The 24261-nt window shown below is 68.0% G+C and carries 28 protein-coding genes; 13 read left to right on the top strand and 15 right to left on the bottom strand.

Translation table 11 applies throughout. The features are described 5' to 3' along the window. Positions 1–37: 37 nt before the first annotated feature. The 3 genes from GWG54_RS07620 (at position 38) to GWG54_RS07610 (ending at position 2845) form a co-directional block, all read left to right on the top strand. Positions 38–913 carry a CoA ester lyase gene (locus tag GWG54_RS07620; RefSeq protein WP_167937210.1) on the top strand — a complete coding sequence of 292 codons (876 nt, stop codon included), beginning with the start codon at positions 38–40 and terminating at the stop codon, positions 911–913. 72 nt (positions 914–985) lie between these two features. Continuing rightward, positions 986–2242, top strand: coding sequence for a Glu/Leu/Phe/Val dehydrogenase (locus GWG54_RS07615; protein WP_167937209.1), 1257 nt, complete (start codon positions 986–988; stop codon positions 2240–2242). An 81-nt stretch (positions 2243–2323) separates the two neighbouring features. Further along, on the top strand, positions 2324–2845 hold the full coding sequence (locus tag GWG54_RS07610; protein WP_167937208.1) for a DUF2062 domain-containing protein: 522 nt from the start codon (positions 2324–2326) through the stop codon (positions 2843–2845). A 59-nt stretch (positions 2846–2904) separates the two neighbouring features. On the opposite strand, the gene GWG54_RS07605 is transcribed toward GWG54_RS07610, so the two are convergent. Continuing rightward, on the bottom strand, positions 2905–4047 hold the full coding sequence (locus GWG54_RS07605; protein ID WP_167937207.1) for an acyl-CoA dehydrogenase family protein: 1143 nt from the start codon (positions 4045–4047) through the stop codon (positions 2905–2907). Between the two features lie 107 nt (positions 4048–4154). Beyond that, positions 4155–5261 (bottom strand): hypothetical protein, encoded by a 1107-nt coding sequence (locus tag GWG54_RS07600; protein ID WP_167937206.1) that lies wholly within the window; start codon positions 5259–5261, stop codon positions 4155–4157. Positions 5262–5419: 158 nt separating this feature from the next. On the opposite strand from GWG54_RS07600, the gene GWG54_RS07595 reads away from it, so the two are divergent. From GWG54_RS07595 to GWG54_RS07585, 3 genes are all read left to right on the top strand, one after another. Continuing rightward, on the top strand, positions 5420–6232 hold the full coding sequence (locus GWG54_RS07595) for an RIO1 family regulatory kinase/ATPase (protein ID WP_167937205.1): 813 nt from the start codon (positions 5420–5422) through the stop codon (positions 6230–6232). Between the two features lie 74 nt (positions 6233–6306). Continuing rightward, positions 6307–6846: a hypothetical protein gene (locus tag GWG54_RS07590; RefSeq protein ID WP_167937204.1), complete on the top strand. Its 540-nt coding sequence runs from the start codon at positions 6307–6309 to the stop codon at positions 6844–6846. 61 nt (positions 6847–6907) lie between these two features. Continuing rightward, positions 6908–8443 (top strand): aldehyde dehydrogenase family protein, encoded by a 1536-nt coding sequence (locus GWG54_RS07585; protein ID WP_167937203.1) that lies wholly within the window; start codon positions 6908–6910, stop codon positions 8441–8443. Positions 8444–8593: 150 nt separating this feature from the next. Here the strand turns inward: GWG54_RS07585 and GWG54_RS07580 are convergent, their stop codons facing one another. After that, positions 8594–8926, bottom strand: a complete 333-nt coding sequence (locus tag GWG54_RS07580) for a 2Fe-2S iron-sulfur cluster-binding protein (protein WP_167937202.1) — start codon at positions 8924–8926, stop codon at positions 8594–8596. Positions 8927–9052: 126 nt separating this feature from the next. On the opposite strand from GWG54_RS07580, the gene GWG54_RS07575 reads away from it, so the two are divergent. After that, entirely contained in the window at positions 9053–9754 is a 702-nt protein-coding gene (locus tag GWG54_RS07575) for a class I SAM-dependent methyltransferase (protein WP_167937201.1), read from the top strand. 225 nt (positions 9755–9979) lie between these two features. Here the strand turns inward: GWG54_RS07575 and GWG54_RS07570 are convergent, their stop codons facing one another. The 7 genes from GWG54_RS07570 to GWG54_RS07540 form a co-directional block, all read right to left on the bottom strand. Beyond that, positions 9980–10798: a carbon-nitrogen family hydrolase gene (locus GWG54_RS07570; protein WP_167937200.1), complete on the bottom strand. Its 819-nt coding sequence runs from the start codon at positions 10796–10798 to the stop codon at positions 9980–9982. Continuing rightward, on the bottom strand, positions 10795–11229 hold the full coding sequence (locus tag GWG54_RS07565; protein WP_167937199.1) for a CoxG family protein: 435 nt from the start codon (positions 11227–11229) through the stop codon (positions 10795–10797). Before GWG54_RS07565 ends, GWG54_RS07570 begins: the two co-directional genes overlap by 4 nt. A 124-nt stretch (positions 11230–11353) precedes the next feature. Then, positions 11354–11578 (bottom strand): hypothetical protein, encoded by a 225-nt coding sequence (locus GWG54_RS07560; protein WP_008426643.1) that lies wholly within the window; start codon positions 11576–11578, stop codon positions 11354–11356. A gap of 91 nt (positions 11579–11669) precedes the next feature. Beyond that, positions 11670–11855, bottom strand: coding sequence for a hypothetical protein (locus GWG54_RS07555; protein WP_167937198.1), 186 nt, complete (start codon positions 11853–11855; stop codon positions 11670–11672). 70 nt (positions 11856–11925) lie between these two features. Next, on the bottom strand, positions 11926–12873 hold the full coding sequence (locus GWG54_RS07550) for a bile acid:sodium symporter (RefSeq protein WP_312854261.1): 948 nt from the start codon (positions 12871–12873) through the stop codon (positions 11926–11928). Between the two features lie 70 nt (positions 12874–12943). Continuing rightward, positions 12944–13975, bottom strand: a complete 1032-nt coding sequence (locus tag GWG54_RS07545) for a phosphate uptake regulator PhoU (protein ID WP_167937197.1) — start codon at positions 13973–13975, stop codon at positions 12944–12946. A 103-nt stretch (positions 13976–14078) separates the two neighbouring features. Beyond that, the gene (locus GWG54_RS07540) at positions 14079–15185 is read right to left on the bottom strand and encodes an ATP-NAD kinase family protein (protein ID WP_167937196.1); all 1107 of its coding nucleotides are present in this window, start codon (positions 15183–15185) and stop codon (positions 14079–14081) included. Between the two features lie 96 nt (positions 15186–15281). On the opposite strand from GWG54_RS07540, the gene GWG54_RS21160 reads away from it, so the two are divergent. Further along, the gene (locus GWG54_RS21160) at positions 15282–15407 is read left to right on the top strand and encodes a hypothetical protein (RefSeq protein ID WP_280842092.1); all 126 of its coding nucleotides are present in this window, start codon (positions 15282–15284) and stop codon (positions 15405–15407) included. A 19-nt stretch (positions 15408–15426) separates the two neighbouring features. On the opposite strand, the gene GWG54_RS07535 is transcribed toward GWG54_RS21160, so the two are convergent. From GWG54_RS07535 to GWG54_RS07520, 4 genes are read right to left on the bottom strand one after another with little or no spacing between them, the layout of a single operon-like run. Beyond that, complete coding sequence (locus GWG54_RS07535; protein ID WP_167937195.1) at positions 15427–16119, bottom strand: molybdopterin-binding protein; 693 nt, start codon at positions 16117–16119, stop codon at positions 15427–15429. A 56-nt stretch (positions 16120–16175) separates the two neighbouring features. After that, positions 16176–16940 carry a phosphate ABC transporter ATP-binding protein gene (locus tag GWG54_RS07530; RefSeq protein ID WP_167937194.1) on the bottom strand — a complete coding sequence of 255 codons (765 nt, stop codon included), beginning with the start codon at positions 16938–16940 and terminating at the stop codon, positions 16176–16178. Continuing rightward, positions 16940–17656 (bottom strand): ABC transporter permease, encoded by a 717-nt coding sequence (locus tag GWG54_RS07525; RefSeq protein ID WP_167937193.1) that lies wholly within the window; start codon positions 17654–17656, stop codon positions 16940–16942. Before GWG54_RS07525 ends, GWG54_RS07530 begins: the two co-directional genes overlap by 1 nt. A 2-nt stretch (positions 17657–17658) precedes the next feature. Beyond that, entirely contained in the window at positions 17659–18663 is a 1005-nt protein-coding gene (locus GWG54_RS07520) for a substrate-binding domain-containing protein (protein WP_167937192.1), read from the bottom strand. A gap of 144 nt (positions 18664–18807) precedes the next feature. Between GWG54_RS07520 and GWG54_RS07515 the strand changes: the two genes are divergently transcribed. The 5 genes from GWG54_RS07515 (at position 18808) to GWG54_RS07495 (ending at position 22861) form a co-directional block, all read left to right on the top strand. Next, on the top strand, positions 18808–19266 hold the full coding sequence (locus GWG54_RS07515; protein ID WP_167937191.1) for a 6-pyruvoyl tetrahydropterin synthase family protein: 459 nt from the start codon (positions 18808–18810) through the stop codon (positions 19264–19266). Position 19267: 1 nt separating this feature from the next. Next, on the top strand, positions 19268–20044 hold the full coding sequence (locus tag GWG54_RS07510) for a 7-carboxy-7-deazaguanine synthase QueE (protein WP_167937190.1): 777 nt from the start codon (positions 19268–19270) through the stop codon (positions 20042–20044). A gap of 21 nt (positions 20045–20065) precedes the next feature. Further along, positions 20066–20794: a 7-cyano-7-deazaguanine synthase QueC gene (gene queC / locus GWG54_RS07505; protein ID WP_167937189.1), complete on the top strand. Its 729-nt coding sequence runs from the start codon at positions 20066–20068 to the stop codon at positions 20792–20794. A gap of 173 nt (positions 20795–20967) precedes the next feature. Then, positions 20968–21741 (top strand): DUF5518 domain-containing protein, encoded by a 774-nt coding sequence (locus tag GWG54_RS07500; protein ID WP_167937188.1) that lies wholly within the window; start codon positions 20968–20970, stop codon positions 21739–21741. Positions 21742–21811: 70 nt separating this feature from the next. Further along, positions 21812–22861: an NAD(P)/FAD-dependent oxidoreductase gene (locus GWG54_RS07495; protein WP_167937187.1), complete on the top strand. Its 1050-nt coding sequence runs from the start codon at positions 21812–21814 to the stop codon at positions 22859–22861. A 191-nt stretch (positions 22862–23052) separates the two neighbouring features. On the opposite strand, the gene GWG54_RS07490 is transcribed toward GWG54_RS07495, so the two are convergent. Next, the gene (locus GWG54_RS07490; protein WP_167937186.1) at positions 23053–24237 is read right to left on the bottom strand and encodes a Xaa-Pro peptidase family protein; all 1185 of its coding nucleotides are present in this window, start codon (positions 24235–24237) and stop codon (positions 23053–23055) included. Between the last annotated feature and the right edge of the window lie 24 nt (positions 24238–24261).

Below are 24261 nucleotides of genomic sequence, written 5' to 3'. Positions count from 1 at the left end.
CCCTACATTCACGGGGACGGTCCGCACACTCGGAGGTATGGTACGTCGAAGCCTGCTGTTTACTCCGGGGGATCGTCCCGAGATGCTCCGCAAGGCGCCCGACGCCGGCGCCGACGCGATCGCGTTCGACCTCGAGGACGCCGTCTCTCCGGGACGCAAGGACGAGGCCCGCGCGGCCGTCCGGGAGGTGCTGGCCGACCCCGCGTTCGATCCCGACTGTGAGGTCTGCGTTCGAGTTAACGCGGCGCCCGCCGAGATCGAGCGCGACCTCGACGCGCTCGCTGAGGCCGACTCGCTGCGACTCGACAGCATCATGCTCCCGAAGACGACCAGTGGAACCGACGTCCGCGATCTGGCGGCGGGGCTCGCAGAGCGGGATCTCGCTCGCCCCGTCCTGGCACTGCTCGAGAGCGCCGCGGGCGTGCTCGCGGCCCCGGAGATCGCCGGCGCCGACGCGACCGACGCGCTCGTCTTCGGCGCGGAGGACCTGGCCGCGGACCTCGGCGCGACCAGGACCCGCGAGGGGACGGAGGTTTCGTACGCGCGCCAGCGGGTCGTCCTCGCCGCCGCGGCCCGCGGGGTCGAGGCGATCGACACGCTGGTCACCGACTTCGACGACGAGGAGCTGCTGCGTGAGGACGCGGCCACCTCCGTTCAGCTGGGGTACGACGGCAAGCTCGCGATCCACCCGGCGCAGGTCGGACCGATCAACGAGGCCTTCTCCCCCGACCCCGCGGACGTCGAGTGGGCGCGACGCGTCCGCGAGGCCGAACGCGAGGCCGACGCGGAGGGACGGGGCGTCTTCGAGGTCGACGGCGAGATGATCGACGCGCCGCTGATCGCGCAGGCCGAGCGGATCCTCGAGCGGGCGAAGGTGTCGGGCGAATTCAACGAAGGTCCTAAGACATCCTAAAATATCTCAGACGCATTTAATTGTGACTGGTATTCGCTACGTTTATCCACCAGTCGCCGAAACATCCCTCGTATGACCGGGCAGGCGAATCCATTCGAGAGTCTCCAGTCACAGATCGACGAGGCTGCCGACTACCTCGGCGTCGACGCCGACGTCCTCGAGCGACTCAAACACCCCGAGCGCGTCCTCGAGACGAACCTTACGATCGAACTCGACGACGGCTCGCTCGAGCGCTTCGAGGCGTTTCGATCGCAGTTCAACGGCGACCGCGGTCCCTACAAGGGCGGGATCCGGTACCACCCCGACGTCAACCGCGACGAGGTCAAGGCGCTGTCGGGCTGGATGGTCTACAAGTGCGCGACCGTCGACATCCCCTACGGCGGCGGCAAGGGCGGGATCGTCGTCGACCCGAGCGAGTACTCCGAGGCCGAACTCGAGCGGCTCACTCGCGCGTTCGCGAAGGAGCTGCGCCCGCTGGTCGGCGAGGACCGGGATATCCCCGCTCCCGACGTGAACACGGGACAGCGGGAGATGAACTGGATCAAGGACACCTACGAGACCCTCGAGAACACCACCGAGCCGGGCGTCGTTACGGGCAAGAACCTCGCCAGCGGTGGCAGTGAGGGCCGGGTCGAGGCGACCGGACGATCGACGGTGATCGCGGCCCGCGAGGCGTTCGACTACCTCGACAAGGACCTCGAGGGCGCGACCGTGGCGGTCCAGGGCTACGGCAACGCCGGTTGGATCGCCGCCAAGCTGATCGACGAGATGGGCGCGACCGTCGTCGCCGCCAGCGACTCCAGCGGCGGCATCTACAACGCCGACGGCTTCGACCCCGTCGCCGCCAAGGAGCACAAAAACGAGACCGGTAGCATCGTCGGCTACGAGGAAAGCGAAGAGGAGCTCACCAACGAGGACGTCCTGACGCTGGACGTCGACCTGCTGATCCCCGCGGCCCTCGAGAACGCGATCGACGCCGACCTCGCCGAGGACGTCTCGGCCGACGTCATCTCGGAGGCCGCCAACGGTCCGCTCACCCCGGACGCCGACGCCATCCTCGCCGAGGACGACGTCTTCGTCATCCCCGATATCCTCGCCAACGCCGGCGGCGTCACCGTCTCGTACTTCGAGTGGGTCCAGAACCGCCAGCGCTTCTACTGGTCCGAGGAGAAAGTCAACGAGGAACTCGAGGGCCACATCGTCGACGCCTTCGACGCCCTGGTTGAGACCATCGAGGAAAACGACCTGTCGAACCCCCGGACCGCGGCCTACGTCGTCGCGATCGACCGCGTCGCCAATGCGTTCGAGGAAGCCGGCAGCTTCCCGTAAGCGGCCTCGAGCCGTAGCAAGCGCGATCGACCGCGCGTCGACACCCTTTTGGCCGGGCCGAACGGATCGCTTCGACAGAGCGTGATCCGAGAACGGCTCGTCCGGCACCGCGCCCGCGTCCGCCGGACGCTGATGGCCGCCTTTCGTGAGGAGCACACGCCTCACGAGATCGGGCTGAGTTTCGCGGTCGGGATCTTCGTCACGGCCCTGCCCACGGGCGGACTCGGGCTGGGCGTGCTGGCCGGGCTCGCGGCCTGGCAATCCTGGGTCAGCAAGCCCGCCACTGTCGCCGCGGTCGCCGTTCTCAACCCCCTGATCAAGCCCGCGGTCTACGTCGCGAGCTACCAGCTCGGCGGCGCGTTTCTCGGGGGCGGTTCGCTGCGTCCCGTCGACGCGGCCACGTCGCTCTCCGGGGGATCGATCACCGAAATCGCCGGAACTGCCGCCAGACAACTGATCCTCGGTAACCTCCTGCTCGCCGCGGCGCTGTCGGTCTCGAGCTACGCCGTCGTCACCCGGCTGACCAGAGCCCACCGGGAGCGGGGGAACGACCGACCCGATCGCCCGATCGTCTCGGCCGTGCTCGGACTCTTTCGTCGCTAGGGCGGCTCTCCGCGGCAATCGACCGCGAGGATCGCCCCGAGCGCGGTCGCGAAAAACCTCTACAGCCCGAGCTCGCGACCGATGACGAGGTGTTGAATCTCGCTGGTTCCCTCGCCGATCTCCATCAGCTTGGCGTCGCGGTAGAACCGCTGGGGCGCGAAGTCGGTCGTGTAGCCGTAACCGCCCAGCACCTGCACGGCGTCCTCGGCGACCTCGCGGGCGGCCTCGCTGGCGTCGAGTTTTGCCAGCGCCGACTCGCGGGTGACGGGCTCGCCCTGATCGTAGCGGTGGGCCGCCCGATGGGTGAGCAAGCGCGCGCGCTCGGTCTTGCGGTGCATGTCGACGATCTTGTCGCGGACGGCGTCGAACTGCGAGATCGGCTGGCCGAACTGCTCGCGCTCCTGACTGTAGGCCTTCGCGTGCTCGTAGGCGCCCTGGGCGAGCCCGGTCGACAGCGCCGCGATCGAGATCCGCCCGCCATCGAGGGTCTTCTTGGTCTGGTCCCACCCCTCGCCCGCCTCGCCGAGCAGGCGGTCATCGGGCAGGCGGACGTCCTCGAGTTGGATCTCGCAGGTCGGAGAGGCGTTCAGGCCCATCTTGTCCCAGACCGTCGTCACCTCGAAGCCGTCGTCCTCGCGGGGATCGACGATGAACGTCGAGATGCCGTCGTAGCCCGCCCCGGGGTCGGTGACGGCCTTGACCAGCACCGAGCCCGCCTCGCTCGCGTTCGTGATGAACTGCTTGGTGCCGTTTATGACCCACTCGTCGCCCTCCTTCTCGGCGACGGTGTCCATATCGGAGGCGTCCGAGCCGCTGCCGGGTTCGGTCAGCGCCCAGCCGCCCATGTGTTCGCCCTCCGCGAGCGGGCGCAGCCACCGCTCTTTCTGCTCGGGCGTGCCGAACAGCTCGAGCGGTTTCGAGGCCAGCGAGACGTGGGCGACGTAAGAGAGGCCGACCGAGCCCGAGACCCGGCCGATCTCTTCGGCGACCAGCGCGTACATCAGGGTATCGCCGCCGAGCCCGCCGTACTCCTCGGAGATGGGCACGCCCATCATGTCAAGTTCGGCGAGCTGGTCGAAGATCTCCTCGGGGAACCGGTGGTCGTCCTCGATCTCCTGGGCGATCGGCTCGATCTCGCCCCGACAGAACTCCCTGACCGTCTCCTGGATCATCCGGTGTTCGTCCGGCAGGTCGAACTCCATGTGCAATACTTGCCACAGGACCCGGAATAAACGCTCCGGAAAAACGATTACACAGAGATCCGGCGCGAACGCCCGGGAGTTCAGTCGTGGGAGGTCGTCAGACTGCGCTACCAGCCGCGGTCCCGATCGTCGTCCTCGCGGTCCGTGTCGTCTCCTTCGTCGCCGCCCTCGTCGATCCAGCCGTAGTCGCTCGACCAGTCGTCGTCCTCCCGTGACTCCGCTCGTCGGTCCGGATCGCGCCGATCCGGCGCGACCCCGCCGCTCCGGATCGCCGCCCGCCGATCGGGGATCAGATCGAAGTCGACGTTCGTGTCCCCGAGCACCAATAGCGCGTAGTACTTGAAATAGGAGACGACGGGCACCTGGATCAGTAACGCGGCGAGCACGAACGCGAGGGCGGCGCCGAGAAACGCCACCGCGGCGAGGACGGCGCCGACGTCGCCGAGCGCGAACAACACGACGCCGATGACGGCGAACGGGATCGCGACGACGATGCCGGCGATCAGCATCAGGATGCCGACGGCGATCCCGACCGCGGCCCGGATGATCCAGACGAGGACGAGGTAGACGACGTACTCGATCCAGTTCGCGCGAACGGTCCCCCAGAACCGACGCCACGCCGAGAGCACCCCCCGATCCTCGAGCAGCATGACGGGCGCGACGAACTCCGAGGTGAAGCGGTTGACGACGGCGTAGACGAGGTATATCGCGGCCGCGAACAGGACCGCGAGCCCGACCGCGCCGAGGTTGCCCTCGAGGCCGCCGGCGCCGAGAATCGAGAGAGTGACCGGTCCGACGCCGACGACCCCGGCGACCGCGATCAGCGCCAGCCGGAAGCCGAACAGTCTGATCCCGCGGCCGACGTTCGCGTTCGCGTACCGCCGAACGTGGACCTCCTCGGATCGGAGCGACTCGATGAAGACGAACTCCATGACGGCCGCGACGAGCGCGTACCCAAGCCACACCACGAGCAGGACGCCGCCGGCGATCGCGGCCGCGACGAGCGCCTCCTGGGGCACGTCTCCGAGACCGGGTCCGGGCGCCTGTTCGGTCGTCGGTCCGACGTCTCCCGCCGGCGCCGACGGGAATCCGGTTCCGAACCCGCCGACGAACAGCGCGACGAGCGCCAGCCGGAGCCACAGGCCCGCCCGTACCGGCGTCAGGAAGTTCCGCGTCGCGTCGATCGCGTCGCCGAGGTCGTCGACAGCGTCCATGGGTACCGAACCGTACCGTCGCCCAGCTGATAATAATACTGTTCCGTCGCCCCGCAGTGGCGGGGACGACGCCTCCTGGGCCTCGAGACGCCCCGAGAACAGGTTTCGTCGATGCCAGTTCGAGAGGCATTTAACGCTATGCGCCCTGGGGTCGACGTATGGACATCCGCCAGCTCGCTCGCGGGACCGTCGAGTGGGGCCGCATCGAGCGCGTCGTCCGGACGCTGGCGGATCGGTACGGCCGCGAGGGCGTCCGCGTCGAGTTCCTCGAGGCCGACAACTGGCTGTCGACTCCCTGCGTCATCGACGACGAGTGGTTCGTCAAGATCGTCTCCCGCCAGAACGCGCTCGTTCACGCCCTCCTGACGACCGGGCGCAACGTCGGCGCCTTCTCCTCGGGAACCGAGGGCTTTTTCGACCGGTTCGACACGCCCCGCGAGATGGTCGAACACGAGTACGAGGCGACCAGGCGGATGCGCGAGATCGGGCTCAACGCGCCGCGGCCGATCGACGCCTTCGAGGTCAACGGGCTGGGTGTGCTCGTCCTCGAGTACCTCCCGGCGTTCGAGTCCCTCGACGACGTCTCCGACGACGTCGTCGCGGCGCAGGCGGGCGACCTCTTCGAGATGCTGGCGACGCTGCACGACCACGGCATGGCCCACGGCGACCTGCGGGCCGAGAACATCCTGCTGTGCGACGGCGAACTGTACTTCATCGACGCCACCAGCGTCCACGAGGACCGGGTCGAGGAGACGACCGCGTACGATCTGGCCTGCGCGCTCGCGGTGCTGGAGCCCCGCCTCGGCTCCCGAGACGTCGTCGATGCGGCCCTCTCGGTGTACGATCCGGAGACGCTGCTGTCGGCCCGGCGCTTCCTGGACTTCGTCCGGCTGCGGCCCGACCACGAGTTCGACTCGACGACGCTGCGAAGCGAACTCGAGAAGGCGGCGGATCTGGGCCGCCAGCGCTGACGGCCGCGCTCCCGTCCCGGGGACCACGCGCGTGCAGGCACTGCCGACTTCTCGCGCTCGACGGTAGCCCGACTATGGCAACGCAACTCACCGAGGACGACGTCGGCAAACCCGTCGAGACCGCTGACGGGGAGCGGGTCGGAGTCGTCGCCTCCGTCGAGGGGCCGACCGCCGAAATCGATCGCGGCGCCGACGCGCTCGAGGCGCTCAGGGGTGCACTCGGCCAGAACGTCGACGCCGAGGACGAAACGGTCTCGTTCGGCGAGGACGACGTCGGCGGGATCGTCGACGGGACCGTCCGACTCGAGCGGGCCGGCGACGACGGCGGTGCGGAGCCCAACACCGCTGCGGACGCCGATACCGACGACGACGTCGAGACCGATCCGGTGATCGAACGCGACGAACGCACGGGCGACGACCGGCGCGACGTCGGGCAGGGGTCGGCGGCGACCGACGACCTCCCCGACGAGGACGGTCGCTCCGGCGAGGCCCTCGAGCCCGACACCGACGAGATGGACGAGGCCGGCGACGAGCGCCATCCCGACACCGAGGAGGCGCCCCCGGAGGGCGATCGGACGGTGACGAAGGACCGCGGGGAGAAAGAGGACCGCTGATCCGGGCGACGCCGCCCCGACCTCCATCAACGTTTTCACGTCGTTCGTCGTCTGTTCACGCATGAGTCGACAGGCCACCGAGCAGGTACACGACCACTACATCGGCGGCGAGTGGACCGACGGGAACGGTTCGAAGACGTTCGCGAGCGAGAACCCGGCGACCGGGGAGACCCTCGCGGAGTTCCGCCGGGGAACTGCCGAGGACGTCGACGCCGCCCTCGAGGAGGCCGACGAGGCCTTCGAGGAGTGGCGCTCCCTGTCCTACATCGACCGCGCGGAGTACCTCTGGGACATCTACCACGAGCTGCGCGAGCGCCACGAGGAGCTGGGCGAGATCGTCAGCCGGGAGTGTGGCAAGGAGATCAGCGAGGGGAAAGCCGACGTCACCGAGGCCTGGCACATGGTCGAGTGGGCGGCGGGCAACGCCCGCCACCCCCACGGCGACGTCGTCCCCAGCGAGGTCGCGGGCAAGGACGCCTACATGCGCCGGAAACCCCGGGGCGTGGTCGGCTGTATCACCCCCTGGAACTTCCCGGTCGCGATCCCGTTCTGGCACATGGCGATCGCGCTGGTCGAGGGGAACACGGTCGTCTGGAAGCCCGCCGAACAGACGCCGTGGTGCGGCCAGATCATCGCGGAGATGTTCGAGGACGCGGGCATCCCCGACGGCGTCTTCAACATGGTCCAGGGCTTCGGCGACGCCGGCGCCGCAATCACCGACGACGAGCGCGTCGACACCGTCCTCTTTACCGGCTCCGCGGAGGTCGGCCAGGAGATCGCCAGCAAGGTCGGCGGCGAGCCCGGCAAGCTCGCGGCCTGCGAGATGGGCGGCAAGAACGGCATCGTCGTCACCGAGGAGGCCGATCTGGACGTCGCCGTCCACTCGGCGATCATGTCGAGCTTCAAGACCACCGGTCAGCGCTGCGTCTCGAGCGAGCGCCTGATCGTCCACGAGGACGTCTACGACGAGTTCAAGGAACGGTTCGTCGAGATCGCCGAGGACGTCGCCGTCGGCGACCCGCTCGAGGAGGACACGTTCATGGGCCCGGCCATCGAGGCCGAACACCTCGAGAAGATCGAGAAACACAACGAACTCGCCCGCAAGGAGGGCGCCGACGTCCTCGTCGACCGCTTCGAACTCGAGGAGAGCGAGATCCCGGAGGGCCACGCCGAGGGCCACTGGGTCGGGCCGTTCGTCTACGAGATCGAGTACGACACCGACCTGCGCTGTCTGAAAGAGGAGTGTTTCGGTCCCCACGTGGCGCTGCTCGAGTACTCGGGCGATATCGAGGACGCGGTCGAGATCCACAACGACACCCCCTACGGGCTGGCGGGGGCGATCGTCTCGGAGGACTACCGCCAGATCAACTACTTCCGGGACCGCGCCGAGATCGGGCTGGCGTACGCGAACCTGCCGTGTATCGGCGCCGAGGTCCAGCTGCCGTTCGGCGGCGTCAAGAAGTCGGGCAACGGCTACCCCAGCGCCCGCGAGGCCATCGAGGCCGTCACCGAGCGCACCGCCTGGACGATCAACAACGCCGAGGACATCGAGATGGCCCAGGGCCTTTCCGCAGACATCCTCACTCGCGACGATTGATACGGTTTGCTGTGACGATTTACCGGTGCAACCGCGACCGCCCTGCGGTTGCACCGGTAATGACTCACAGGAGACCGTATGAACGACGTCCTCGAGCCGTTCTTCGTTTTCGACGCGGCGACCCGTCGGACGACGCGATAGTCAGCGACCTCAGTCGCGCGACGACTCCACTCGGCGCTGTCCCCAGAACCCGCCGTGTTTCTCGACCGTCAGGTCGCCCCGCACCTTCGTCTGACAGGACAGCCGTAATCCCGCGTCGGGATCGTGCGGCGGCGCCGAGAGCCGGCGTCTCTCGCGCGTCGTCGGCTCGCTCGCGGGGCCGTCGATCTCCACGGCACAGGTGCCGCAGGTCCCGTGGCCACGACAGTTCAGCAGGGCTGCCCGCCCGTTGTGCGGCGACAGCCCCGCCTCGAGCAGGACGTCCCGGAGGATCGCTCCGTCCTCGCAGTCGATCTCCCGGCCCTCGAAGGTAACCGTCGGCATGGGCTCCGTACGCGACGCGGAACAAAAGATGTTTGCGACCTGCTACCGCGGGGAACGGTACTATCCACTACCCCTCGGTACCGACCCTCACTCACGCTTACGGCGTCCAAAACTGTGTCACACAGTATGACGGATCACGATCCGTTCGGTCGCGCCGTCCGCGACTACTACCGCGGCGAGCGGACGGCGCCGCTGCTCGATCGCGACGGCGAACGGACCCGCGAACACGCCGTCGAGAAGTGGTACTTCGGCGACCACGACGACGAGGCCTGGCGCGACGCGTGGCTGCAGGGACCGCTGCTCGACATGGGTGCCGGCGCGGGGCGGGACGCGCTGTACTACCAGGAGCGGTTCGAGACCGTCGCCATCGAGGTGAGCGAACCGCTCGTGGAGGTCATGCGGGATCGGGGTGTCGACGACGCCAGGCTCGCCGACATGTTCTCGCTCCGGGAGACCTTCGACCGCGACCGGTTTCGGTCGGCCCATGCGATCGGTACGCAGGTCGGGCTGGCGGGTTCGATGAGCGCCGTCCGGGAGTTCCTCGCCGACCTTGCGGTCGTGACGACGCCCGACGCCACCGCCGTGTTCGACAACTACGCGCCCGAGCTGGCGGCGACCGCGGACGTCTTCGGCTACCGCGAGGACGCCGCGCCCGGGCTGGCCTACAGAGTGTTCCACTGCGAGTACGGAGACGCGGTCGGTCGGACGCTACTCTTTCGCCTGTTCGACGTCGATCGGCTCCGGGAGGCGACCGTCGGCACGCCCTGGACGGTCGCCGCGGCCCGGTACGGCGACGTCCAGTGGCGGGTCGCCTTCGAGAAGCGGTGACTCGTCCCTCGAGCCGAAGACGACGCTCGAGGGCGGAAGGCGAAAGACGCGGGCGAAAGGAGTGGTGCGGACGAAGGCGAGCCGACGGGAGTGGGGTCGCTCGATCCCGGGAATCGAGCGAGCGCGGCCGGAGCGACGCGCAATGCCGGTCTGACGTGAAAAGCGCCTGTAACCGGCATCGGAGACAACGTCGTCGGTGGATAAAAAAACAGCGGTCGAGCTCGACTACAGTCGGCGGTCCCGAAGGGCGGGAAACTCCTCGCGGACGTCGGCGACCGTCTCGGGTTCGATCTCGGCCGTCACGAGGGCCGGATCGTCGCCGCTCGAGGCCAGCGTCACGCCCCAGGGGTCGTAGACCGTCGAGCGACCCAGCAGGGTCGCGTCCTCGAACTCGCCGGCTCCGTTGACCGTCGCGACGTAACACTGGTCCTCGATCGCCCGCGCCCGCGAGAGAGTCTCCCAGTGTTCGATCCGGGGGTAGGGCCAGGCGCTGGGGACCACCAGCAACTCGGCGCCCGCGTCGACCAGCTCGCGGTACAGCTCCGGGAACCGGAGGTCGTAACAGGTCGTCACGCCGACCGTCACGCCGCCGACCGCGGCGGTCTCGATGCGCTCGCCCGGGACCAGCAGCTCGGCCTCGGCGGACTCGTAGCCGAAGAGGTGGTGTTTGCGGTAGACCAGCTGTACCTCCCCGTTGGCGTCGAACAACGCGGCGGTGTTGGCCAGCCCCTCTTCGGCGGGCGTCTCGACGGTCTCGGTCGCGGCGAGATCCTCGACGATGGTGCCTGCGAGGACGGCGATCCCGTGCTCCGCGGCGGCCTCCCCGAGTCGGGTAAACGTCTCCCCCTCGAACGGCTCCGCGTAGCGCTCGTAGAGCTCGAACGCGAAGTAGCCGACGTTGAACAGCTCCGGCAGGGCGACCAGGTCGGCGCCCCGGTCGGCGGCCCGCTCGACCGCCGCGAGCGCGCGCTCGACGTTGCCCGCGACGTCGCCGGCCTCGACCTCGAGCTGGGCGAGCGCGAGCTCGAGTCCGTCGGCGCTCACGGCGATCCCTCCAGGTCGCGCTCGAGCGCCCGGCGGAGGTTCTCGAGTTCCTCGTCCAGGTTGCGCTCGAAGAACGTCTCGACACCCGGCAGCTTCCCGTCGACGACGAACTCGTTCTCGAGGCGGCTCCCGGTCTCGGTCTCGACGATCCGGTGTTCGCCGGTGACGTCGAGTCCCTTCGAACGCCCGGTGAACTTGACGTACTCGGGGGGACGACGGGTGACGTCCTCGGTCTCGACGGCGACGGTCCGGCTAACGAGCGGGATCGGAAGCGCCACCTGCCAGGTCGCCCGCCGTCCGTCGGGGCCGTCCACGGAGTACTCCTCGACGACGCTGATCGCTTGGGCGCGGTTCCCCGGATCCGCGATGAACTCCCAGACGCGCTCTGGCGGGGCCGACAGCTCGAACGACCGGTCGACGCGTACAGTCATGCCACTACCTGGGGCGTTCTCGGGTAAAAAGACCACGAACCCTCGTACGACCTCCTGTACGCCGGTTCCAGAGCGACCGCAAAACGGCGCGCGGCGATCCGGGAACTCGTCACGGCGGGCCGTCTCAGCTGACGGTGACGCGCCAGGTCGTCGAGCGGGCCCGGCCCCACTTCTCAATGTCGACGTCGTCGGACTTTTCCGCGAGGTGGGGGAGGCGAGCGCCGACCTGTTTCGACGAGAGCCCGATCGCGTCCGCGATGTTTTTCGCGCGGAAGTACTCCTCGCCGCGGGCGGCGCTCTCGCGGAGGTACGACAGGATACGCCGCTCTTCGTCGGAGTAGTTCGTCATCGTCCGTACTCGACGTAGGTCGTCGGTGGTATTAACGTTTGATGCGGGCGGCGCTCTCGAGGGGCCGCCGAAACCGTCGATCCGATCGACGTCAGTCCCAGTAGAGGTGGATGGCGACGACCGCCAGCGAGCTGAACAGCATCGCCCCGGCGAATCCCCATGCCGCCGTGATGTCGGGGGCGCCGAGTCCCATCGCGAACGCGCCGATGGTCGCGACGGCGCCGAGCGCGATCGCCAGCCCCAGCCCCTTGTCCGTCGACTCCGATTGCGTAGCCATACTCGAGGGTTCCGAGCAGGGCCCCTTAATTGCATCCATTCGCGCAATCCGCCGGCGGCGTCGGCGCCGCTCAGGACCGACCGGGGACGGAGCCCTCGAGGTGGCGAACGAGCGAGCTGCTGACGACCTGTTGGACGACGTAGAACGCGGTGATGCTGGCGACGACGGTTCCGCCGCCGATGACCGCACCGACCATCACCGAGACGCTCATGTTCTTCATCGAGCTCGAGAACAGTACGGTGATGCAGTCGTCGCTTCGCATTCCGCGGGCGTAGAGCCCGTACGCGACCGCGGCGCTGAGGGCAATCGAACCGATCGCGACCGCGCCGACCGCCGCGAGCTGGGTCGCCTCGACCGCGAGGGTCGATCCTCCGACGCCCGCGTAGATCAGGACGCCGATCGTCGCGACCGAAAAGTCGTCCAGCTTGTCCTCGGAGACGGTCCCCCCCGGCACCGCGTACGCGAGTGCGCCGCCGGCGAGAACGATCGCGGCCAGCTCGACGACCAGCTCGCTCGCCGAGACCTCGACGGCCGAGTCCGCGAGCAGCGCGATCAGCGAGGGCATCGCGAGCGGCGCGATCCCCATCGACGCGAGGACGACGACGGTCGTCAGCACCGTGTTGCCCCCGCTCAGGCGCGTCCAGATGATCGAGCTGCCGGCGGCCAGCGGCGCGGAGAGGACGACGAGCACGCCGAGTAACATCTCACCGGAGAGTGCGACCGAGGCCAGCGGGTACAGCGCGACCGGGACGAACAGGTAGAGGCAGGCCAGCGAGACAACGACCGGGGTCGAAACGCGCTGGTCCGCGGCCTCGTCGACGCTGAACCCGTAGAACCCCGTGAATATCAGCCCGGCGACGAGCGCCGGGAGCAGCGGTTGGAGTGGGGTCGAAAGCGCCGGAACCGTCACTCCGGCGAGCGTCGCTCCGATCACGACCAGGAGCGTGCGCTGCGATCGAACTGCAGTCCGGAGACGGGCGATGTATCGAACGATGGCGGCGAGTAACGGAGTCGCCACTCATGAATCTTTCTCCTCTGAATATACCGAATTAAAATTGGTGAAAAACGGCGCGGTCCGGCGGCCGCGATCAGCTGATCGTCGTGTGCTCGGACTCCTCGTTGAGCGCGAGGTTCGCCGCGATCTCGGCGTTTCGCATCGCATACTGGGCGGTCTGTTGAAGGCTGACCAGCACCTCCCGCACCCGAAGCAGGTCCTCGTTGGCCATCTCGGGCAGTTCGTCGAGGATCTCGTCCTCGCGGTCGGCGATCTCGTGGAACAGCGACCGCACCTCGTTGGACTTGTCGTAGTCGCGCTCAACGGCCGCTTCGACGGCGAGCGCGGTGATCTCGTCGACCAGATCATTCAACTCGCGGATGTCCCGCATGATCGCGCTGTCGACGTCGAGGGTGTGTCCCTCGGTCTCCATGACGATGTCGGCGATGTCCTCGGCGTTGTCGGCCGTGAGCTCGAGGTTCTTCGCGATCGATCGGTAGCCGATCAGCGGGAAGCCGCTCTCGAGTCCGACCGCCCGCGCGAGGTTGGGGTTCTGGTAGGCCGTAAAGATCAGGCGCAACAGGAGCACGAAGATCTTGTTGGCCTGGCGTTCGCGGTTCAGCGCGCGCTGGGCGAGGTCGGGGTTGCCGTGGGCCAGGGCCTTGATCGCCTCGCCGCGCATCGTGCTGCCGGTTCGCTCGAGACGCTCGAGGAGGTTGTCGAGCGTGAAGTCCTCGGGGTCGACCGAACACCGAATCGAGATGTTCTCGGGGGTCTCCTCGATCACGCCCAGTCCCATCAGCTGGGTCTCGGCCTGGTAGACGGCGTTGATGTGCTCGGAGTCGAGCGCACCGTCCTCGCGCTGGATCCGGATCACTCGCCGGCCGAGGACGTACTGGGCGACGATCGCGCGCTCGACGGCCGGCGCGTCGAGTTCGTCGACGTGGATGGTCGCCTCCGTCTCCTCGGTGTTCGCCGACTCGGGCATCACCGTCAGCGTCCCCTTGCCGCTGGTTCGAATCGTCACCTCGTCGCCCTTTTCGACGTCGTGTTCGCCCGCCCACTCCGCGGGGAGGGTCATCGCGAGCGTCGAGGGACCGAGCCGCTGGACTTTCCGCGTTTCCATGGGCCGAGGTAGGATTTAGCCCACCTTAATCCTGACTATACACACAGTACATTCGTCACTCGTGGTAATATAGTTCTGCGATGCACGAGAATCGCGCACATCCTTAAACAACTTTCACGAGCCGCGTCGTGAACCGCCCCGTCCGGACCTTCATCCAGCCCCACAACTCCTCGTCGACGTCGTCGTCGTCGGTGTCGACCCGGAGCGCGTCGATCGCGTCGAGCTTCTCGCCGGCGGCGACGACCGCGATCTCGTCGGCCCGCCGGATGACCGCGGGCGAGAGCTGGTGGTTGCCCCGCCCGAAGATGAAGCCCTGGCCCCCGATCGGCGAGACGACGATCGTGACGGGATCCTCGAGGACCTCGAGGATCTCCGCTTCGGCGGCGTCACGTGCGAGGACCTCGCCGTCGCGCCAGACGTCGACCCCCAGCGGGGAGGCCTCGATCCCGAGTTCGGCCTCGATCGCGCCGACGGTGCCGCCCGGGCCGAAGACGTAGGTTCGGCCGTCCTCGATCTCGCGGGCGAAGCCCGCGGCCAGCGAGTCGACGCTGCCGCTCGAGACCTGCTTGCCCGACTGGACGTCCGGCGCGACGGGCACCGGGACGACCGCCCGCAGCTCCGAGCGGACCTCCCCCTCGCGGTAGGCCGCCTCGTCGATGTCGTTGACCTCCCGGCGCTCGACCGCGTCGAACCCGGCCGCGATCCGCCCGGCGTCTCTGGGGGTGACGGCGAACACCGACGAGTAGATCTTGACCCCCGCGGGCACGCCGAGCATCGGCATCTCGTCGCCGCACTCCTCGAGCACGCCGGCGACGTCGACGGCCGTCCCGTCGCCACCGACGAAGAGGACGAGGTCGACCCCGCGCTCGAGGACGGCCCGCACCGTCGCCCGCGTGTCCTCGGCGGTCGTCTCGGCCTCGCCAGGATCCTTCGGGGGTCCCTCGGTCGACCCCGCCCACGGATCGTACACCACCTCGGGGTCGAAGCCGGCGTCCCGAGCCGCGTCCTCGCCCATCGGACCCGCGGCCGTATACACCGTCAGGTCGTCGGCCTCGCGGGCCAGCGCCTCGAGGGCCTGCCGGGCCCGCTCGGGTGCTCGCGTGGTCGCTCCGCGTTGACGGGCCTCCGCGATCTTGCCGTCGGTTCCCTTCAGTCCGACCCGCCCGCCCATGCCGGCGATCGGGTTGACGACGACGCCGATCGTATCCATGGACGCCCTTCGGGGGCGGCGACAAAAGCCGTGTGGCTTTCCACCGAACGACACGTTTTCTGAAAGACTAAGAGGGATCGGATCCGACCGCGACGCATGAACGAACTGACTGCGGTCGTACTCGAAACGGAAACGGCGCTGCCGATGGACGTCGTCGGCTGGGGGGTCCTGCTGGTGAGCCTCGCGGTGACGATCGCCTGGATGACCCACCTCTACCGGTAGAACGGTCCGCCGAAACCTGCTACCGCTTCTCGACCGTCTCGACCCGCTCGCGGAGCCACGCCGCGGCCGCCGCGACCGCGTCCTCGTCGGTCCCGGAGAGTTCGATCCTGACCGACTCCCCGGGGTAGCTGCCGACCGCGACGTCGAACTCCTCGCGCACCGCCTCGAAGCGATCGAGCAGCGCGCTCTCGGGCTCGTCGGCGACGACGGTCTCCCGGTAGGTTCGGGTCCCCGAGAACTCGCCGGCGACGGACTCGAACATCGCTCGCATCTCGGCTGGCACGCCCGGGAGGACGTAAACGTTCTCGCAGACCGCGCCGGGGGCGACGCCCTCCTCGTTGTGCAGCGGCCGCGCGCCCGCGGGAAGGTCGGCGGTTCTCGACGTCAGGTCCGCCCGCGAGTAGCCCCGGTCCTCGAGCCACTCGAGGACGGTCTCGTCGGGCTCGAGGTCGCGGTCGAACGCCGCGGCGATCCCCGCCATCGTCACGTCGTCGTGAGTCGGGCCGAGTCCGCCCGTGACGACGACGGCGTCGTAGGCCGCGCTGTAGTCGCCGACGACCGACGCGATGTCCGCGATCCGATCGGGGACGGTCGTGACCCGCTCGAGGGTGACCCCGCGCTCGGCGAGGCGCTCGCAGAGCCAGGTGGCGTTGGTGTTCGCCGTCCGTCCGGCGAGCAGTTCGTCCCCGACCGTCACGATCGCGGCGTTCATGCCCGTGTCTTCGAACCCGCGGTTGAAATGCCTCCGGAAATCGGGACCGCGCTCGGTCAGTATATCAACTCTCCCGCAATGAATTTCCGAGTGCGGTCGTCCGACGGACTCTCGAAAATCGCTTCCGTCGGACCGATCTCAACGATGCTGTCGTCGAGCAGTACCGCAACCCGATCCGCAACCCGCTCCGCTTGGTGCATATCGTGTGTCGCCACGACGACGCCGATCCCTCGATCTCGAGCCTCGGACATCGCGTCCTCGATGACTGCGGTGTTTCGCGGATCGAGATCCGACGTCGGTTCGTCGAGCAGCAAAATATCCGGGTTGTAGGCTAGCGCACGCGCGAACGAAACTCGCTGAGCCTCTCCGCCCGAGAGTGAGTCCGCGTGTTGGTCCGTTTTGTCCGTCAATCCGACGATCTCGAGGGATTCACGAACAGCGTCTGCGGTCCCGTTCGAACTGACGATCGAGTGAAGTTCGCTGCGAAGGCGATCGGACCACGATCTACGGACGCGGAGCCCGTATTCGACGTTGCGAGCGACCGAGGCGTCGAAGAGACTCGCCTCCTGGAAGACCATCCCGATATGCCGCCGCAACGAGAGCCGCTCGGAGTCGTCGACGGACCAGACGTCCGTTCCGTCGAATTCGACGGTCCCGCCGTCCGGCTCGAGCGCAAGTGCGAGCATACGGAGCAGCGTCGACTTTCCGACGCCGGACGGCCCGATGACGGCGACGATCTCGCCGGTTTCGACGTCGATGGAGAGGTCCCGGAACACTCGCTCGGATTGATACGACTGTGCCACATCGGTCGCTCGAAGCACTATCGTTTCACCCCCTGATCGCCGAGTCGGACGACGATCGCGTTGACCAGCAACACGAGTACGACCAGGATCACGCCGAGTACCATCGCGGTCTCGTACTGCCCCTGACGGGCCTCGAGTTGGATGGCGGTCGTTAGCGTTCGCGTCTTCGAGATCCCGTCCGCGCTCGTAATGTTGCCGCCGACGATGAGGACGGAGCCGACCTCGCTGACGGCACGACCGAACCCAGCTAGAATCGCGGTGACGATCCCGTATCGGGCCTCCTTGATGACGACCAGCGCCATATCGAGGCGCGTGCCGCCGAGGACGCGAGCGGCGTCGCGGACGTTCTCGCTCACACCGGTGATGGCTGCGAGGCTGATCGCCGTGATCGGCGGCGTCGCGAGCACGAACTGTGATATGATCATCGCTTCCTTGGTGAACACCAGGTCCAACGATCCGAGCGGTCCCTGGTTAGAGACGGCGAACAGAACGAGCAGGCCGACCACCACGCTAGGGAAGCCCATTCCCGTATTGATAACCGATTTCACGAACTGCTTGCCGGGAAACTCGGTGAATCCCATCACGATCGCGACCGGGATGCTGAACAGCGTGCTCAGCGTCACGGCGATGAGGCTCACGTACAGCGAGACGGCGATGACACTCCAGACGTAGCCCTCCCTGAACGGCAGGTCGACGACGGCCGGAAGTAGTTGTGCAACTGACTCCAGGGGCACGGTCACTCGGTGGACGAATTGCTACTCTCGGAGGCGTTCCCGCTATCGGCGGAATTCCCGCTATCCGAGGCGTTCTCGCTACCCGACGCGTCGCTGCTCCATCCTTCCGGAACGTACTGCTGGAAGTTGGGATCCTCGGAGACCGCTTCGGGGAAGAACAACTGTTCGTCGTTGACCTGGTACTCCGAGATCGCGTTCTGTGTTTCGGGGCTCGTGATCCATCCGATGTAGGCCATCGCGAGGTCGTAGTTGGCGTTGTCGTGCACGCCGGGATTGGCCGCCATGATCCCGTAGGGGTTCGCGAGGATCTCCGGACCGTCCTCGATGGGCCCTTGCACCAGGATGACGAGATCGAGCTCCGAGCGCTGAGAGATGAACGTCCCGCGGTCCGAGAGCGTATAGGCGTCCTGCTGGTTGGCGTTGTTCAGCGCTTCGCCCATCCCGCTCCCGGTTTCCTGATACCAGTCGCCGCCCGGCTCGACTCCCGCCTCTTCCCAGAGGTTGCGCTCCTTGGTGTGGGTCCCGGAGTCGTCTCCGCGCGAGACGAACGGCGCCTCCGAGTCGGCGATAGCGCTGAGCGCCTCGGTCGCCGAGTCCATACCCTCGATCCCCGCCGGGTCGCTCTCCGGACCGACGAGGACGAAGTCGTTGAACATGAGGTCTCGACGATTGACCCCGTAGCCGTTGCGCATGAACTCGTCTTCGAGGCCGCGGGCGTGGACCATCACGACGTCGGAATCCCCGTTGCGCGCCGACTCGAGGGCCGCACCCGTTCCCTGTGCCACCGCGTCGACGGAGACGCCGTACATGTCCTCGAACGCCGGGTGGATTTCGTCGAGCAGCCCCGTGTCGTAGGTGCTCGTCGTCGTCGTGAGCGTTAGCGTTTCACCGGCTACGGCTGTGTCTTGCTGATCGGTGTCGCTTCCGGTCAGTTGAGAACATCCGGCTATGCTTGCGATAGCTCCCACACCGATCCCCGTAACGAATTGCCGCCGTTGTATCGGCATGGATACACCGTCGAACTAGCGGCAGATATAGCTTCCGCCAGCGGGTTGTCGCTACGCGCAGTGGGGAGTGTTCTCGGATTGTCACAGACACCCGCCTCGAGGACGGATCGACCGCCCTAAGTATTCGGCTGCGAATATCCCAGTATGACCGAGAAGCTCGCCGACACCGAGGGAGCCGACGTGGTCGGCACCCCTCGCGTCCTCCACGTCGGTCGGGATCGACCGATTCGGATCAGCACCGGCCACCGTCTGCTCCACCACGACGGCAAGTGTGCCCGCCCGCACGGCCACAACTACGAGATCGGCGTCACCGTCGAGGGCGAGATCACCGAGGAAGGGTGGGTCGCCGACAAGGGCGATATTACTACAGTGATCGACGAGTGGGATCATATGTTCCTGCTCGAGCGCGGCGATCCCCTGATCGAGGCCTTCGAGGAGGCGGGCGACGACGACGCCGTTGTCGTCCTCGAACACCCGCCCACCGCCGAGGTGATGAGCGTCGTCCTCGAGGCGAAACTTGAGGCGGCCCTCCCCGAGACCGTAACCGACGTCGCCGTCCGGGTCGAGGAGACCAGCGAGCTCTGTGGCGGCGGGGAGTTCTGAGATGCCCGTCTCCGACTCCTCGGACCGCGAGTGCGCCGCCGACCGCGACACGGGCGGCGAGGGGCTCCCGATCAACGAGCTGTTCTACTCGCTGCAGGGCGAGGGAACGCTCGCCGGGGTTCCGTCCGTGTTCGTCCGCACCAGCGGCTGCAACCTGCGGTGCTGGTTCTGTGACTCCTACCATACCTCCTGGGAGCCGACCCACGCCCGGATGAGCCTCGAGGAGATCCTCGCGGAGGTCGACTCCCACCCGGCGGACCACGTCGTCCTCACGGGCGGCGAACCCCTGCTCCACGAGGGAAGCGTCGCCCTGCTCGAGGCCCTCGACGCTCGGGGCTACCACACCACCGTCGAGACCAACGGGACGATCCACCGCGAGGCGCCGATCGACCTCGCTTCGATCAGCCCGAAACTCGAGAGTTCGACGCCGACGCCCGACCGCGACCCGAAAGGGGAAGGCGAGTGGGAGCAACGCCACGAGGACGCCCGTGTCGACCTCGAGGCGCTCGCCGCGCTCGTCGAGGACTACGACGTCCAGCTGAAGTTCGTCGTCACGGACGAGTGCGACATGTCCGAGATCCGCGAGCTGCTCGCCGACCTGCGGGACGCCGCGAGCGTCCCGATCCGCGACGAGGACGTCCTCCTGATGCCCGAGGGCGCCACCCGCGAGCGCCTCGCGGAGACCCGCGGTCGCGTCGCCGAGCTGGCGATGGACCACGGCTTCCGGTACACGCCCCGTCTGCACGTCGACCTCTGGAACGACGCCCCCGAAACGTAGCCGACGAGACAGACCCACACGATGACCGACGACACCACGCCGACGACCGACGAACCGACCGAAAAACGCGCCGTCGTCCTCCTCTCTGGCGGGATGGACAGCGCCACCGCGGCCGCCATCGCCCGCGAGCGGGGCTACGAGATCTACGCCCTGCACACCTCCTACGGCCAGCGTACCGCCGAGCGCGAACTCGAATGCGCCCGCCGGCTCGCCGAGGCGTTCGACGCCGCCGACTTCCTGCGGATCGAGACGGGCCACCTCTCGGCGATCGGCGCCTCGAGTCTCACCGACGACGAGCTCGAGGTCGCGGACGCCGACATGGACAGCGAGGAGATCCCCACCTCCTACGTCCCGTTCCGGAACGCGAACCTGCTGGCGATGGCGGTCTCCTACGCCGAGGCCAACGGCTGCGAGGCGGTCTTCATCGGCGCCCACAGCGAGGACTTCTCGGGCTATCCCGACTGCCGACCCGAGTTCTTCGAGGCCTTCGAACGGGTCGTCGACGTCGGGACGAAACCCGACGCCGAGATCGAGATCGAGGCGCCGTTCGTCGAGGAATCGAAGACCGACATCGCCGAGCGGGGGCTCGAACTCGACGTTCCGTACGAGCACACCTGGAGCTGTTACCGCGAGAACGAGCCCGCCTGCGGCACCTGCGACGCCTGCGCCTACCGCCTGCAGGCGTTCCAGCGACTGGACGTTCGGGATCCGATCGCGTACGACGAGCGGCCCTCCTATAGTAGCCACTGAAACTGTTTGCACACCGATCGCACAGTAGTCGTGCGATCGGGTACGCACTGACTTTCAGTGGCTACTATACCTCGAGGACGGGTCAGTGTAGCGGCCGTCGCCGAAAGCACGTTCGCACCGCTTTGCTCGTCGAACCCAGCTATAAGGTACCACACCGCATACGAGCTACCGGTATGGGATCGACACCGACCGAAGGGGTGGATCGGGAGCGGCACTCGGCCGCCGACGGCACGGTACCGGCGGTCGTCGACTGGCTCCTCGCGGCCGTCGTCGCGCTGGTCGGCCTGCTCTCGATCGCCGCCGGAAGCGCGCTCGCCGTCCTCGTCGACCGAGCCGCGCTCGCAGCAGGAATCGAGGACGAAACGGTGACGGTGACGGTCGGCACGACCGAGCTGACCGACGCCGAGGCGCTCGAGGTGGCCGACGCCGTCGTCTCCTGGACCGGGACGGGACTGGTGGTCGTCGGCGTCGGAACGGTGCTGGTCGCCGTCGGCTACCTCGTCGCGAGACGGCGCGCCCGCCGTCGGCGCGAGGCGGGCGAATCCGTCGACTCCTACGGTGCGTACGTCCTCGTCGGCGCCGTCGTCACCGTCGCGCTGTCGTTCCTTCCGTTCTCGCCGGCGCTGGGCGGCGCGCTGGCGGGCTACCTCGAGCGCGGCGAGTCCGATCGAACCGTCAGCGTCGGCGCGCTCGCGGGGCTGGTGCCCGCGTTGCCGGCGCTTGCGATCCTCGCGTTCGTCCTGGGTGGACTGGTCGCGGGGCTGGTGAGGATCGGTCAGGTCGGGGAGGCGGTCGTCGTCGGGGCGATGCTGTTGCTGTCGGGACTGCTCGTCGTGACCCTCGCCGGCGCCCTCGGCGCGGTGGGTGGGTACGTCGGCGGGCGGTTCGCGCAGCGTCGTGACCGTCGGATCGACGCTCGCCGATCAGCAAGCGACGGGGACCCGTAGCTCGAACGTCGAGCCGGCAAGCCGCGTCGGCTGCGGGAGGGTACTTCAGGACCGACCCCGAACGTCGCGTATGGAACGGATCGGAATCGTCGGCGCCGGTGCCGGCGCGGCTGCCACGGCGTTCGCCCTCGAGGACGCGACCGCCGAGACGTCGGTGACGGTGCTCGAGAAGTCGGGCAGGCTCTGCGGACGGGCCGCGACTCGCCGTCGGGACGACGTCGTCTACGACTACGGCGCGAACTACATCAAAGCCGACGACGAGCGAGTCGTCGAACTGGTAACCGAGACGCTTCCGACGGAGGGGCTCGTCGACATCACCGAGCCCGTCTGGACGTTCGACCGCGACAGCGGGATCGAACCGGGTCGCGACGCCGACGATCACAAGTGGAGCTACGAGCGGGGACTGACCCAGCTCGCCAAGCGGCTGTTCGCCCGCACCGACGCGACGATCCACCGGGAGACCCGCGTCGAGCGACTGGTGCGAGACGACGCGGTGGGAACGTGGACCCTCGAGGACGCCGCGGGCAACCCGTGGGGCCCCTACGACGCCGTCGTCCTGAACCCGCCAGCGCCCCAGGCGGCCGCGGTGCTCGAGGCGAGCGCCTGGGACGCCGATCGGCGCGACTCGCTGGTGGCGGCGCTCGGAGACGTCTCCTACCGTCGGGTCTGGACCGGGGTTTTCCACTACCCGTTCGAACTCGAGGTCCCCTACTACGCGCTGGTCAACGTCGACACGGACCACGAGGTGGGTTGGGTCAGCCGCGAGGAGTGCAAACCGGGCCACGTCCCCGACGGGGAGTCGCTGCTGGTCGTCCAGGCGAACCGCGAGTGGTCGGCCGCCAACGAGGGTCGCGATCCGGAGCGCAACCTCGCCGAACTGGCCGCGCTGACCGCCGGGCTGCTCGAGGACGACCGCCTCACCGACCCCGACTGGACCGACCACCAGGGCTGGCGCTACGCGATCCTCGAGGACGGCGCGCCGAGCGAGCCTCTCCGGCGGGCCGAGTCCGCGGGGCTGTACTGCGTCGGGGACTGGGTCGCCGGCGAGGGGCGGATCCACGCGGCGCTGCGAAGCGGGCTCGAGGTCGGCGAACGGATCGGCGCCGACCGCCGTCGCTGAGCGGTCGGTCGGGACGGCGGCTGGCGATCGACGGGATCGCTACCGGCACAAAAGGGGGAAGAGGGGTGGATCAGCCGGGACGGCGTACCAGCGATTCGGACGCAGTTGGGGGGAGGTCCCGGCTATATTTTCGTCTCTCCCGGAATAATAAATACTTTGTGGAGTATCTGGAATAAAATGGAGAAGGGCGCTTAGGTCGTCCGCGGCTCGAGCGCGACCGGGTACTCGGTCAGGTTCTCGTAGCCATCCTCGGTGACGACGACCAGGTCCTCGATGCGGACGCCGCCGACCTCGGGGTCGTAGATCCCCGGCTCGACGGTGACGACGTGGCCCGGCTCGAGTTCCTCACCCGTCGGCGAGAGGCTCGGCCGCTCGTGGATGTCGAGGCCGACGCCGTGGCCGGTGCTGTGGATGAAGCCGGTGTCGGCGCTCGGATCGCTCCGTAGCGTCTCGTAGCCGGCGTCTTCGATCACGTCACAGACCGCGTCGTGAACGTCCGCACCCGTAACCCCGGCCTCGATCGTCTCGAGGGCTGTCTCGAACGCCTCGCGGGTGACCTCGTAGCGGCGCTCGACCTCCTCGCTCGGTTCGCCGCGGACGAAGGTGCGGGTCATGTCGCCGAAGTACCCGGTTCCCTTGTCCCGCGGGAAGATGTCGATCACGATCGGTTCGCCCGCCTCCAGGCTACCGCTGCCGCGGTTGTGGGGGTCGGCGCCGTCGGCGCCGCAGGCGACGATCGTCTCGTCGAGCGCGCAGCCGTGGCGAAGCAGCGTGATCTCGATCTCCTCTTTGACGCGCTCGCTGGTCAGCTCCTCGCCGTCGCGAACGAGCACGCCGTCCTCGACCTCCGCGGTGGCGACGAGCCCCTCGGCGGCGGCCATCGCGGCCTCGTTGGCCGACTGGGTCGCGCCGATCTGGTTCGTCTCCCAGGGCGTCTTCCGGGACCTGATCTCCTCGACGACGCCCTCGCGCTCGACCGCGACCTCGAGGCCGCGCTCTCTGAGCCCGTCGGCGGTCCCCGTCGGGAAGCTCCGCGGGACGGCGATCGAGTCGACCCCGTGATCGGCGAGGAAGGCGGCGATCGTCCGTACCCTCCCCTCGTCGGCGCCGTGTTCGGCCACCAGCTCCTGGTAGTCGTAGTCGGCCCGTCGGCTCACGGAGTCGGCGTCGGCCTCCTTCCGCGCCCGGCCGTACTCCAGTCCCGAGACGAGCAGGTGGACCTCGCCGTCGGCGGTCACGAGCGTCTGGTAGGCGTCCGGCGCGGTAAAGCCGGAGACGTACCGCTGGTCGGAGTCGGAGTCGTCGTCGTCGATGAGGTAGCCGTCGCGGCCCCTCTCCTCGAGGACGGACCGCAGCGGGTCGAGATCGGTTTCCATGTCGGGTGGTTGGGGAACCCCCAC

It is taken from the genome of Natronococcus sp. JC468, assembly GCF_012163165.1.
In the GTDB taxonomy this organism is placed as follows: domain Archaea; phylum Halobacteriota; class Halobacteria; order Halobacteriales; family Natrialbaceae; genus Natronococcus; species Natronococcus jeotgali.
The sequence above is the reverse complement of the archived record's forward strand: the minus strand, read 5'-3'. Positions and strand labels throughout refer to the sequence as shown.